We start from the raw sequence: 12,228 nt of genomic DNA on the forward strand, positions 1-12,228 counted from the left end.
GCGGAGCGGCCTGATGGGCCCGCTCGGGTGGCTGCTCCACGCGCAGGTCGACATCGCCGGGTCGCCGGTGCTGGTCCGGGAGATCGTCGGCAACGGCTTCGGGCTGGCGTCGGCGGTGTTCGGCCTGCGCCGGCTGGTCTGGGCCTGGCCCGTCGGCATGATCGGCAACGCGCTGCTGTTCACCGTCTTCCTGGGCGGCGTCTTCGCCACCCCGCAGGCGCACGACCTCTACGGGCAGGCGGGCCGGCAGGTCTTCTTCTTCTCGCTGAGCGTCTACGGCTGGTGGCGCTGGTCGCGCAACCGCCGCCACGGCGTCGGCGACGGGGCCGCCGTGGCGCCCCGCTGGGCCACCGGCCGGGAACGGCTCGGCCTGCTGGCCGCGGCCGGGATCGGCACCGCGGCGGCGTACCCGCTGCTCGCCGCACTCGGCTCCTGGGGGCCGCTGCCGGACGCCTGGATCCTCACCGGCAGCCTGCTCGCCACGTACGGCATGGCGCGCGGCTGGGTGGACTTCTGGCTGATCTGGATCGCCGTCGACGCGGTCGGCGTGCCGCTGCTGCTGCGCGGCGGGTTCTACCCCTCGGCCGCCATGTACCTCGTCTACGGCGCGTTCTGCGCCTGGGGCCTCGTCGCCTGGTGGCGCACCTCGCGGGCCGCCCGCCCGGCGCCCGCCCCGATCCCGTCGACCTACTCGGAGGCCGTGGCATGAGCGAGCGAAGCGAGCGAATCATGAGGCTCAGTGTGGTGGTGCCTCATGGCGGCACGGAGCGAAGCGGAGTGCCGGCATGAGCGAGCGAAGCGAGCGAATCATCAGGCTCAGTGCGGTGCTGCCTCATGGCGGCACGGAGCGAAGCGGAGTGCCGGCATGAGCACCTTTGGCAGCATCGAGCAGGCGGTGGCGGACATCGCCGCCGGCCGGCCCGTCGTCGTGGTCGACGACGCCGACCGGGAGAACGAGGGCGACCTGATCTTCGCCGCCGAGCTGGCGACGCCGGAGCTGCTCGCCTTCATGGTGCGCCACACGTCCGGCTACATCTGCGCGCCGCTGACCGAGAGCGAGTGCGACCGGCTGGACCTGCCGCCGCAGCACCACACCAACCAGGACCGGCGCGGCACCGCCTACACGGTGACCGTGGACGCCCGGGAGGGCGTCAGCACCGGCATCTCCGCCGCCGACCGGGCGCACACCATCCGGCTGCTCGCCGACCCCGGCACCGGCCCGGCCGACCTGGCCCGCCCCGGGCACGTGGTGCCGCTGCGGGCCCGCGAGGGCGGCGTGCTGCGCCGGCCCGGCCACACCGAGGCCGCCGTCGACCTGACCCGGATGGCCGGGCTGCGCCCCGCCGGCGTGCTCTGCGAGCTGGTCAACGACGACGGCACCATGATGCGGGTGCCGGACCTGGAGAAGTTCTGCGCCGAGCACGCCCTGACCCTGGTCACCATCGCCGACCTGGTCGCGTACCGGCGGCGGACCGAGAAGCAGGTCGAGCGGGTCGCCGACGCCCGGATGCCCACCCGGCACGGCGTGTTCCGGGCCCTGGGCTACCGCAGCGAGCACGACTCGGCCGAGCACGTGGCCCTGGTCACGGGCGAGATCGGCGACGGGCGCGACGTGCTGGTGCGGGTGCACTCCGAGTGCCTCACCGGGGACGTGTTCGGCTCGGTGCGCTGCGACTGCGGCCCGCAGCTCGACGCCGCCCTGGACCGGGTCGCCCGGGAGGGGCGGGGCGTGGTGCTCTACGTACGCGGCCACGAGGGGCGCGGCATCGGCCTGCTGCACAAGCTCCAAGCGTACCAGCTCCAGGACCAGGGCCGGGACACGGTCGACGCCAACCTCGACCTGGGCCTGCCGGCCGACGCCCGCGACTACGGCACCGGCGCACAGATCCTCTACGACATCGGGGTGCGCTCGATGCGGCTGCTCACCAACAACCCGGCCAAGCGCGCCGGACTGGAGGGCTACGGGCTGACCGTCATCGGCCGCGAGGGGCTGCCGGTGCGCCCGCACCCGGAGAACGTGCGCTACCTGCGCACCAAGCGGGACCGGATGGGGCACCTGCTGGACGAGCTGGACGAGGTGACCGAGGCCCCGATGGGCCGCCCGGTCCTCGGCGACGAGATCGGAGCGTAGGCATGGCGGGTTTCGGTGAACCGGGCGTGACGGCGGTGGACGCCGCCGGGATGACCGTCGGCGTGGTCGCGGCGCGCTGGCACGGCGAGCTGACCGACCACATGCTCGACCGGGCGGTCGCCGCCGCCGAGGCGTGCGGGGCCCGGGCGGTCACCGCCCGGGTGGCCGGCTCGGTCGAGCTGCCCGTGGTGGCCCAGGCCCTCGCGCGGCGCTGCGACGTGGTGGTCGCGCTCGGCGTGGTGATCCGCGGCGCCACCGCCCACTTCGACTACGTCTGCCGCTCGGTCACCGACGGGCTGACCCGGGTGGCGCTGGACGAGGGCAAGCCGGTCGCGCACGGCGTCCTGACCGTCGACACCCTCGCGCAGGCCCGGGACCGGGCCGGGCTGCCCGGCTCGGCGGAGGACAAGGGCTGGTCGGCCACCGTCGCCGCCCTCGACGCCGCCCTGGCCATCCGCGCCCTCGCCAGCAACGGCCACCGGGCCGGCTTCGGCGGCTGACCCCCGACCGACCGGGGCCGCGCCGCCGCCGTGCCGCGTTCCCGGTCGGTGAGCGGGGCCTGACCCGGCGCACCGGCGCCGTCGGGGCGGCTGGAAGAATCGCGGCGTGAAGACGTTCGAGGAGTTGTTCGCCGAGCTGCAGGCCAAGGCCGCCGCGGGCACCCCCGGCTCGGGCACGGTCGCCGCGCTCGAGAAGGGCGTGCACTTCATCGGCAAGAAGGTCGTCGAGGAGGCGGCCGAGTCGTGGATGGCCGCTGAGCACGAGGGGCCGGAACGCACCGCCGAGGAGATCTCCCAGCTGCTCTACCAGGTCCAGGTGCTGATGCTGGCCAGCGGCCTCGACCTGAAGGACGTCTACCGACATCTGTGAGTGCGCCCCGTCGTTGATCAGTTTCGATCGAAGGAGCACTCCGTCATGCTGCGTGTCGCCATTCCGAACAAGGGCGCCCTGGCCGAGAAGGCCGCCCAGATGCTGCGCGAGGCGGGCTACCGCCAGCGCACCGACCCGAAGGACCTGGTCTGCCGGGACGAGCCCAACGACGTCGAATTCTTCTACCTGCGCCCGAAGGACATCGCCACCTACGTCGGCTCCGGCGACCTCGACGTCGGGATCACCGGCCGGGACCTGCTGATCGACTCCGGCGCGCCGGCCGAGGAGGTCATCGATCTCGACTTCGGCCGGGCCACCTTCCGCTTCGCCGCCCGCCCGGAGGACGTCGACGACGTGCGGGAGCTGGGCGGGCACCGGATCGCCACCGCGTACCCGGGGCTCGTGGAGCGGCACCTCGCGGAGCTGGGCGTCAAGGCCGAGGTGACCCGCCTCGACGGCGCGGTGGAGAACGCCATCCGGCTGGGCGTCGCCGACGTGGTCGCCGACGTGGTCGAGACCGGCACCACGCTGCGCCAGGCCGGCCTGGTGGTCTTCGGTGAGCCCCTGCTGCGCTCGTCGGCGGTGCTGGTCCGCCGCGCCGACGCCGAGGCCCACCCGCAGGCCGCGCAGCTGCTGCGCCGGCTGCACGGGGTGCTGGTCGCCCGCCGCTACGTGATGCTCGCCTACGACGTGCCGGCCGGCCTGCTCGACCGGGCCAGCTCGCTGACCCCGGGCATCGAGTCGCCGACCGTCTCCCCGCTGCACCGCGAGGGCTGGGTGGCGGTGCAGGCGATGGTGCTCCGCGACGACGTGCACCGGATCATGGACGAGCTGTACGAGCTCGGGGCCCGCGCGATCCTGGTCACCAACATCCACGCCTGCCGGCTGTGAGCCGCTCGCCCACGGCGGCGGGTGCCCCGGCGCCGTCCCCGGTGTCGCGTGCCCTGCCGCCGTGGGTGGCGCTGACCCTGGTCACCCTCGCCGGCGTCGCCTCGGCGGCCCAGGGCGCGGCCAACGCCGAGCTGGGCGAGCGGGCCGGCAACGCGACCCTGGGCGCGGTGGTCAACAACCTCGGCGGGGCGCTGCTGGTCGGCCTCGGGGTCCTGGCGCTGCCCTCGGCGCGCACCGGCCTGGCCGCGCTGCGCCGGGCCCGGCTGCCCTGGTGGACGTACCTGGGCGGGCTCGGCGGCGCGGGCATCGTGCTGGCCGGCGCGTACATCGTGCCGGTGCTCGGGGTGGCGGTCTTCACCATCGCCCAGGTCGCCGGCGGCAGCCTCGGCGGGCTGGCCGTCGACCGGGCCGGGCTGGCGCCGGTGGGGCGGCTGGCGCTCACCCCGCCCCGGGTGGCCGGCGCGCTGCTCGGCGTGACCGCCGTGACGCTGGCCCAGGTCGGCCAGCCCGTCGGCGACCTCGCCCTCGGCCTGGTCCTGCTCGCCGTGGCCGGCGGGCTCGGTGTCGCGCTCCAGTCCGCGCTGAACGCGCGGGTCTCCGCCGCCAGCTCGGCCGCCGCCGGAATGGTGGTCAACTTCGCCACGGCCACGCCCGTCGTGCTGCTGGTCGCGGCGCTGGCCGGCGCCCTCACCGGGCCGGGCCCGACCTGGCCGGACGACTGGTACCTCTACACCGGCGGCCTGCTCGGCGTCGTCATCGTGGCCGCCCTGCTGGTCGGCGTCCCGGCGGTCGGCGTGCTGCGCACCGGGCTCGCCCTGGTCGCCGGCCAGTTGGGCGGCGCCCTGCTGCTGGACGCGCTGCTGCCGGGCGGCCCCGGCCTGCGGCTGCCGGTGCTGGCCGGGGCGCTGCTCACCCTGGCGGCCGCCCTGGTCGCCGGCCGAGGGGCCGGCCGGCGGGGTCCGCGCGACGCCGTGCCGCCGACCGCCACCGGTCCGGGAGCCCCCGCCGCGACCGCCGGATCAGCGACGCCGGGGTAGGCGCCGACGATCCGGCGGTACGCGGGAGGGGGCCCGTCGGTCAGTTCGTCCGCTCGGAGAGCCCGTGCCGTCGCTCGTACGTCCGGATCGCCGCGTCCCACGCCTCGGTGTACTCCGACGGCCCCATGCCGAGGTCGCCGTGCCCCCGCACGGCCTCCCGCAGCAGCTGCACCAGGTCCGGCACCGTCCCCCGGCGCTCCTCCACGTACCGGCGGAAGACCTCCGCGAACTGTTCACCGGTCAGCCGGGCCGCGTGCGCGGTGACCGGATCGTCCTCCAGGCTCTGCAGCACGGCGCACCACCGGCGGGTCAGCTCGTCGGCCTGCTGGGCCCTGATCTTCTCCAGCTCGTGGTCGCACTCGAGCTTGATCCGCTGCTCCCAGTACGGCCGCAGCCGCTCCCGCACCCGCTCGTCCGGGCTGACCCGCACCTGCACCCAGAAGTAGGGCTGGGAACCCTCCCGGGGCCAGCGCTGACCGGCCAGCCGGTCGTTGAGCGCCCGCTCCAGGTCGTGCGAGCGGTGCGGCTCGTACTGGCGGGCCAGATCCACCGCCCGCTCCCGGACGATGCCACCCGCCCAGGCGAGATACCGCTCGGCCCGCAGCCGCAGCGCCTCGTAGGGCATGTTCTGCGCGGTCCAGTTGTAGACGACGTGCAGCCGGAAGTCGAAGGCGTCGCCCCTGGCCGGGACCAGGATCGGCTGCGGCACGTCGTGGCGGAACGTCACCGTGTCGGGGACCGGGGGCGCCGGTGGCCCGGCGGGAGGGACCGGTTCGACCGGCGGGAAGAAGGCGTGCCACCAGCGGCGGCGCTCCGGCTGGGGCGGTACGAACGCTGCCGTGGGGGGTGGCCCGGTGGGGTGAGTCGTCATGACAGGTCCTCGTCGATGAGTGCGTGTACGGCGTCGAGCAGGTCGTTGCGCGGCATGATGGGCCGCCAGACGTGGCGGACCTGGTGGTCGAGGCGGTGCCGCAGCGGCGGCCGACCGGCGATCACGTGCCGGAGCAGGGCCACGCAGTGGGCGGCGACCTCGGGATTGCCGTCCGCCCGGTTCAACCAGAAGCCGAGCGTCCGCCACGAGCGGTAGGCCGTCTGCGGCATGCCCAGCGCCACGGCCCAGAGCGCGGCCACGTCGCCCGGGCTGACGATCCGCCGCCGGACGAGGTCCAGCAGCTCCGGCCAGTGCTCCCTGGGCGGCTCGGCCCAGCGGTCGGCGAGGACGCGCAGCGTCCGCGCCGCGTGCAGCCGCACCTCCGGGTCGTCGGACGCGGTCCAGTCGACCAGCTCCGGCACGAGCGTGGCCGCGTGGCCGTCCCGGTAGACCTCGACCAGGCCCCGGACCACGGAGTTGTTCCGCCGCTGCATGCGGGCCTGCGCCACCAGGCGCAACTGCACGAGGGCGGCGTCGGGCCAGAGGCGGGCCAGTCCGAGGCCGTACGCCCGCGCGACGGTGTCCCGCAGGTGCGCCGCCGGCCCGGCGGCCCACTGGTCGAGTTCGGTCCGTACGCGCTGGCGCAGGCCGGGTTGCATCGCCATGGCGACCAGCACGATGGCGGCGGCCTGCCGGACGCCCGCCCGCCGTTCCCGGGCCAGGTCGCCGACCGTCTCCAGGGCTGCCCGCACGTCCCGCCCGGCCGACCAGCCGATGGCGCCCGCGGCGGCCTGCCGGATCCCCGGCACGTCGGAGCGGACCAGGTCCGCCAGCCAGCCGAGCAGCTGCCCGGGCAGCCACCAGTCCGTCCAGGCGACCTCGAGCAACGTCGAACGGAGCTGCTCGCTGCCGGCGCCGAACTCGATCCGCCGGCCCCCCGCGGCGCCTTCGTCGCCGACCACGACGACGGCCTGGCGCAGCGTCGACCCGAGGAGCGTGTCCAGTTCGGGGCCGCGCAGCCGGGGTCCGACGGAGGCGGTCCCGGCGAGGTCGGTCCCGGTGAGGTCGGTTCCGGCCAACCGTCGGGCCGCCTGATCGATCTCCGCCACCGGCTGCCCGGCCAGTACGGCGCAGGTCAGCCGGAAGGCGCGGGCCCGGTCGGCCGCCCAGGCGTCGACCCCGTCCGGGCCGTCGGGTCGGCCGGCGTCGAGGATCTGCGCCGCGCGCTCCCGTAGCTGGCGGGGGAGCAGCTGCTCCAACCGCTCGGTCAGGGCGGGGCCGTGCGGAACCGTCCGGGCGATCAGCTCCACGACGGGCACCACCTCGCCCGGACGGGGCTCGCCGGCGAGGTAGGCCGAGAGCAGCGGATGGGTGACGCACTCGTCGTCGACGTACCGCTCCACGCAGGTGCCGTCGCATCCGTCCGGGCACCAGCCGACGCACAGCCCGGCCAACTGCTGGCGCAGCCGCGCCCGGAACACCTCCACCGCCGGCGGCACCCGATGCTCCACGACGTGCCCGGCGAGGTCCTGACCGCGCCGGGAGAAGTCCCCGACCAGGATCAGCGTCATGCCGGTCGCCTCGGCCCGTGCCGCGAGCGCCACGAGGGTGAACCCGTCGACGGCGTTCGCCGCGCTGTCCGCGAGCCGGAGCACGTACCCGCGTCCGGCGGGCAACCGTTCGCTCGACCCGAGCAGGTCGGCGGGCTGTTCCGCGCCGAGGACGCAGGCGCGGTCGAGCCCGTGCCGGCGGGCGGTGGCGAGGACGGCGGAGGTGAACCGGCCGCTGGCGGACGGGCCGGACAGGCACACCAGGTGGCGGCGCTTGAGGTGACGGTCGAGCTGCTGGTCGCTGGACGTCGGCGCGTACCCCTGCGCCAGTTCCCCGACCTCGTTCCCGCTCAGGCTCTCGTACCAGATCCGCCCCGTGCCGTCGGCTCCCGCGGTGGTCACGTTGACGGTGCCGATCGCGACGGCGCCGTGCCCGGTGGCGTTCTGGCCCCGTACCCGTACGTCGCCCAGGCCGATCGTGGCGCCGCCGAGCAGGTCAGCCAGTCCGCGGATGACGTCCGCCGAGTCGAGCGGCTCCTCCGGCTCGTCCGCCTCGCCGCCCTCCGACGACCCGGTCCCCGTCACCGGGTCCGCCGGGTCCGCCGGGTCCGTCCGCCCGTCCGGTGGGTCCTGGTCCGGGCCCGCCGCCGGGCCTTCCGTGGGACGGTCGTACCCGTCGTCACCGGGGGCGTCCCGGGGCCCGTCCGGGTCGGCGTCGTCGCCGACGACGACGGGCGGGTACGGGAAGTGGGGTGCGGTCACCGTGCCCGGCCCTCCCGTCCGCCACCGAAGGTCAGGTCGCGCCCGACGGAACCGATCGCCGTGGCGCCGTGCCCGATCGCGTTCTGGCCGTCGACCCGGATGTCACCCGTGCGGATGTCGCCCGCGCCCGGCCGCGTCCGGGTCGCCGGGGACTCCGGCGGCCCCCCACCCGGGGCCCCGCCTCCCGGAGCGGGCGGCGTCGTGGAGACGGGCGCCGGGGAAGGCGTACCGGCGTCCTCCGCTGCCGGCAGGGCGGACATGTCCTCGTCCACGACGCAGAACCAGGCGTCCTCCCGGAACCCCTTGTCCGGGTGGGTCACCTCGACCCGCCGGAACCGCTCGGGGCGCATCTCCTCCGGGTACTCGGTGACGACGTCGCGGTAGATCTCCGCCGACACGACCAGCGCCACGCCGGCGTCGGGAAGGGCCGCCAGGGCCTGCTTCACGGGTGCCGCCTCGCAGAGCCGGCAGACGAGGACGACGGCGTTGCCGGGGAAGCCGTTGGCCCCGTCCAGGTGGACGAGTCCCTGGTGGACGGCGACCCGCAGGCGGATCCGGGCGGCCGGCACCCGGCTGCTGTTGTAGCTGCGCAGCCGCCTGTTCAGCTCCGGTACGAAGCGGCCGATGACGCGGGACTCGGCCACGTCGCGGGGGAGGATCGCCAGCTCGCCGTCGCCGGCCTGCTGCGTCGTCCAGGCGACCCGGTCCAGGCCGACGTCGCCGGCCGCCTCGTGCAGCAGTTCCCGGAAGTCCTTCTGCGCCTCGTACTGCTGGAGGTTGGTGCGCCGGCTGTACCGCTCCATGTCCACGGAGATCAACAGTCGTCGCTCGGGATGTCGCATCGTCGTGCCGCCCTTCGTCGCCCGACCCGCCCCACAGGCGGGCACCGCAGGGGACATCGAACCGGGGCGGGCCCGGCGGAACCCCGTAGAAGTACGGCATCGCCCGGAACTGTCGGTGGGGCGTCATCCCGTCCTGTTCGGGGGTCCGGCACACGGCGGACCGGTGTCCTGGTCGCATGAGGATCGGGCTGATGGAGCTGCTGCTCGCGGTCGGCTGGCCGCCGGGCGTCCTGCTGGCGTGGGTGATCGTCCAGCTCGCCGTCGCCGCCGCCCTGCGCCTGCGGGCGTCGCGCTACGCGCAGGGCCGGCTACGCTTCGACGGCTGTCGCTGGCCGAGGAGGATGAGAGCGCTGATGCGACGACCAGCCGAACTGTCCGACGTCACCTGGCCGTACGGCACGTTCCTGCAACGGCTCGGCCCCCCGGTTCGTGCCGCCCTGCTGGAGCTGGGGGTGCGCCGGCGGGTGCCGCCCGGACAGATCGTCATCCACGAGGGCGTACGGGAGTCGCACCTGGTGCTGCTCGAGGAGGGGCTGACGAAGGTCACCGCGACCCTTCCGGACGGGCGGGCGGCACTGCTGGCCCTGCGCGTCGGCGGCGACCTCGTCGGCGAGATGTCGGCGCTCAACGACCGGCCCCGCTCGGCGAGCGTCACCACCTGCGGGCCGGCGACGTACCGGGTCATCCAGCCCGACCGGTTCAAGATGTTCCTCAAGGAGCACCCGGACGCCGCGCTGGAGCTGGCGGCGATGGTGTCGGACCGGCTGCGCTGGTCCAACCGGCGGCGCATCGACTTCACCTCCTATCCGGTGAAGATCAGGGTCGCCCGGGTCGTCGCCGAGCTCTGCCGCACCCACGGCCGCCAGGTTCGCGACGGCGTCGTCATCGACGTGCGGCTCACCCAGCCCGAACTCGCCAGCATCTGCGGCGCCGCCGAGACCTCCATCCAGAAGGCCCTGCGTGACCTGCGCACGGAGGGCCTGGTCGACACGGACTACCGCCGGATCACCGTCCGCGATCTGCCCCGGCTGCGGCGGCTGGGCGAGCTGGAGGCCGGGGAGGACTGACGGGGCGCCGGGCGGGGGGCGGAGCGTGTGGCGGCGCGGGAACGGCCGGGACCGGGTGGCAGACTGGTGGGGTGAGCGAAATCGAGTCCGTCCACCTGCGCCCGCGCCGCATCCGAGTGGTCTGCTGGGCCTGCGCGGCCGTGCTGTTCGTGGTGTTCAGCCTGCTGGCCACCTCGCTGAGCGGCGCGACGGGCAACGGCTACGGCAGCTTCCAGCGGGGCGACCAGATCGCGATGGTCGGGCTCGGCGTCCTCGGTGCGCTCGCCGTCCTGATCTTCACCCGCCCCCGGGTCGACGCGAACGCGTCGGGGGTGCGCGTGCGCAACCTCGTCGGCTCGTACGAGCTGCCGTGGGAGGTCGTCCGGGGGGTCCGCTTCGACCGGGGCGCGCCCTGGGCCAGCCTGGAGCTGCACGACGACGACCTGCTGCCGATGGTCGCCCTCCAGGCCGCCGACAAGGAGCGGGCCGTCGAGGGGGTTCGCGCCCTGCGCCGGCTGCACCAGGCGCACCAGGCCCGGCTCACCGAGGGCGCCGCCGGCCGCTGACCCGGGTGCCCGGTTGAGTGGGTGCCCGGTTGAGTGGGTGTCCGGTTGAGTGGGTGTCCGGGCGAGGGTGTAGTGTTACCAAGTCGACCAGGCTGTCTTCGTGTGTGCGCATCGCGCCCATGCGGGCAGCCTTGAAAGAGGAGCGCCTGCTCCCACCCGAGTCACCACCACGGTGGCCGGGTCCGGTCACCGGTTCCGGGCACGCCCCGGCACCGGATGCGCGATCATGTGATCGTGCCGACCGGTCGAGCGGGCCCTGGCATGCGCCGGGGCCTTCTGCTTTCCGGGTCGGCTCCCACCCGGGAGCCGCGAGGGTCGGCCACGTAGAGATTCCGACTCGAGGAGGCCCCATCAGCGTCGAACCACGCGTGAACGAGCAGATCCGGGCACGTGAGGTCCGACTGGTCGGCCCCGAGGGTGAGCAGGTGGGCATCGTCCCGCTGGAGCGCGCCCTTCAGCTGGCCGCGGACGTCGACCTGGACCTGGTCGAGGTTGCGCCGATGGCGCGCCCGCCGGTGTGCAAGCTCATGGACTTCGGCAAGTTCAAGTACGAGAGCGCACTGAAGGCGCGCGAAGCGCGGCGTAACCAGCAGCAGACCGTCATCAAGGAGATGAAGCTCCGCCCGAAGATCGACCCGCACGACTACGAGACCAAGAAGGGTCACGTGGTGCGGTTCCTCAAGGCGGGCGACAAGGTCAAGGTGACGATCATGTTCCGCGGTCGCGAGCAGAGCCGCCCGGAGCTGGGTTACCGGCTCCTGCGCCGGCTCGAGTCGGAGATCTCGGAGCTGGGGTACGTCGAGGCCGCTCCGAAGCAGGACGGTCGAAACATGATCATGGTGCTCGCGCCGCACCGCGCCACCAAGGCCGCCGCGGTCGCCGCCACGGCCACCCGGGGCGGGCCGCGGGAGCGGGACGCCGAGGGCGCCCCGGCCGGCGAGCCCGCAGCGGCCGGTGACACCGGCACCGTCGCCGACAACAGCGGCGAGTAACAGGGGAGAGACGTTCCACATGCCGAAGATGAAGAGCCACACGGGGATGGGCAAGCGGGTCAAGGTGACCGGCAAGGGCAAGATCGTTGCCCAGCAGGCCGGCCTCCGGCACAACCTGGAGAAGAAGCCCTCCACCCAGACCCGTCGGCTGACCGGCACCGTGGTGCTGGCCAAGGCCGATGTCAAGCGCATCAAGAAGCTGCTCGGCCGCTGACGCGCGCCACCTTACGTAATTAGGAGTTGAGATGGCACGCGTCAAGCGGGCTGTGAACGCCCAGAAGAAGCGTCGTACCCTGCTGGAGACCGCGAGCGGCTACCGCGGTCAGCGCTCCCGCCTCTACCGCAAGGCCAAGGAGCAGGTGCTGCACTCGATGCAGTACGCCTACCGGGACCGTCGCGACCGCAAGGGCGACTTCCGGCAGCTCTGGATCCAGCGGATCAACGCGGGCGCCCGCGCCAACGGGATGACCTACAACCGCCTGATCCAGGGCCTGCGCCTGGCCGGCATCGAGGTCGACCGCAAGATCCTGGCCGACCTGGCCGTCAACGACGCCGCCGCCTTCGCGGCGATCGTCGAGCTGGCCCGGGCCGCGGTCGCGGCCGAGGGCACCGGCGGCGCGGCGGCCCAGGCCGCCTGATCCCCGCGCACCAGCAGATCGAGGCGTCTCCC

General features: G+C 74.4%; 14 protein-coding genes. 11 read left to right on the plus strand and 3 right to left on the minus strand.

Annotated elements, in window-relative coordinates:
• Positions 1-13: 13 nt before the first annotated feature.
• The 6 genes from pnuC (at position 14) to AB0B83_RS17830 (ending at position 4,929) form a co-directional block, all read left to right on the plus strand.
• A complete protein-coding gene (pnuC, locus tag AB0B83_RS17805) occupies positions 14-709 on the plus strand; it encodes a nicotinamide riboside transporter PnuC (RefSeq protein WP_357579137.1) in 696 nt (231 codons plus the stop codon).
• Positions 710-865: 156 nt separating this feature from the next.
• Positions 866-2,131 (plus strand): bifunctional 3,4-dihydroxy-2-butanone-4-phosphate synthase/GTP cyclohydrolase II, encoded by a 1,266-nt coding sequence (locus AB0B83_RS17810; RefSeq protein ID WP_357579109.1) that lies wholly within the window; start codon positions 866-868, stop codon positions 2,129-2,131.
• A 2-nt stretch (positions 2,132-2,133) separates the two neighbouring features.
• Positions 2,134-2,631, plus strand: coding sequence for a 6,7-dimethyl-8-ribityllumazine synthase (ribH, locus tag AB0B83_RS17815; RefSeq protein WP_357579110.1), 498 nt, complete (start codon positions 2,134-2,136; stop codon positions 2,629-2,631).
• Positions 2,632-2,737: 106 nt separating this feature from the next.
• The gene (locus tag AB0B83_RS17820; RefSeq protein WP_088947482.1) at positions 2,738-3,001 is read left to right on the plus strand and encodes a phosphoribosyl-ATP diphosphatase; all 264 of its coding nucleotides are present in this window, start codon (positions 2,738-2,740) and stop codon (positions 2,999-3,001) included.
• Between the two features lie 45 nt (positions 3,002-3,046).
• On the plus strand, positions 3,047-3,892 hold the full coding sequence (gene hisG, locus AB0B83_RS17825; protein ID WP_357579111.1) for an ATP phosphoribosyltransferase: 846 nt from the start codon (positions 3,047-3,049) through the stop codon (positions 3,890-3,892).
• Positions 3,889-4,929, plus strand: coding sequence for a DMT family transporter (locus tag AB0B83_RS17830; RefSeq protein WP_357579112.1), 1,041 nt, complete (start codon positions 3,889-3,891; stop codon positions 4,927-4,929). Before hisG ends, AB0B83_RS17830 begins: the two co-directional genes overlap by 4 nt.
• A gap of 40 nt (positions 4,930-4,969) precedes the next feature.
• Here the strand turns inward: AB0B83_RS17830 and AB0B83_RS17835 are convergent, their stop codons facing one another.
• From AB0B83_RS17835 to AB0B83_RS17845, 3 genes are read right to left on the minus strand one after another with little or no spacing between them, the layout of a single operon-like run.
• Positions 4,970-5,800 carry a hypothetical protein gene (locus AB0B83_RS17835; RefSeq protein WP_357579113.1) on the minus strand — a complete coding sequence of 277 codons (831 nt, stop codon included), beginning with the start codon at positions 5,798-5,800 and terminating at the stop codon, positions 4,970-4,972.
• Positions 5,797-8,112 (minus strand): hypothetical protein, encoded by a 2,316-nt coding sequence (locus tag AB0B83_RS17840; protein WP_357579114.1) that lies wholly within the window; start codon positions 8,110-8,112, stop codon positions 5,797-5,799. Before AB0B83_RS17840 ends, AB0B83_RS17835 begins: the two co-directional genes overlap by 4 nt.
• A complete protein-coding gene (locus tag AB0B83_RS17845; RefSeq protein ID WP_357579115.1) occupies positions 8,109-8,954 on the minus strand; it encodes a hypothetical protein in 846 nt (281 codons plus the stop codon). Before AB0B83_RS17845 ends, AB0B83_RS17840 begins: the two co-directional genes overlap by 4 nt.
• A 176-nt stretch (positions 8,955-9,130) precedes the next feature.
• On the opposite strand from AB0B83_RS17845, the gene AB0B83_RS17850 reads away from it, so the two are divergent.
• The 5 genes from AB0B83_RS17850 (at position 9,131) to rplT (ending at position 12,196) form a co-directional block, all read left to right on the plus strand.
• Positions 9,131-10,021 carry a Crp/Fnr family transcriptional regulator gene (locus AB0B83_RS17850; RefSeq protein ID WP_357579116.1) on the plus strand — a complete coding sequence of 297 codons (891 nt, stop codon included), beginning with the start codon at positions 9,131-9,133 and terminating at the stop codon, positions 10,019-10,021.
• Between the two features lie 71 nt (positions 10,022-10,092).
• Positions 10,093-10,566: a PH domain-containing protein gene (locus AB0B83_RS17855; RefSeq protein WP_132240188.1), complete on the plus strand. Its 474-nt coding sequence runs from the start codon at positions 10,093-10,095 to the stop codon at positions 10,564-10,566.
• A 368-nt stretch (positions 10,567-10,934) separates the two neighbouring features.
• Positions 10,935-11,558 carry a translation initiation factor IF-3 gene (gene infC / locus AB0B83_RS17860; protein ID WP_089000940.1) on the plus strand — a complete coding sequence of 208 codons (624 nt, stop codon included), beginning with the start codon at positions 10,935-10,937 and terminating at the stop codon, positions 11,556-11,558.
• Between the two features lie 19 nt (positions 11,559-11,577).
• Positions 11,578-11,772, plus strand: a complete 195-nt coding sequence (rpmI, locus tag AB0B83_RS17865; RefSeq protein ID WP_007458415.1) for a 50S ribosomal protein L35 — start codon at positions 11,578-11,580, stop codon at positions 11,770-11,772.
• A gap of 31 nt (positions 11,773-11,803) precedes the next feature.
• A complete protein-coding gene (gene rplT, locus AB0B83_RS17870; protein ID WP_030335718.1) occupies positions 11,804-12,196 on the plus strand; it encodes a 50S ribosomal protein L20 in 393 nt (130 codons plus the stop codon).
• Positions 12,197-12,228: the final 32 nt, after the last annotated feature.

Origin of the sequence: Micromonospora sp. NPDC049060 (assembly GCF_040649055.1) — a bacterium.
Lineage (GTDB): Bacteria > Actinomycetota > Actinomycetes > Mycobacteriales > Micromonosporaceae > Micromonospora > Micromonospora reichwaldensis.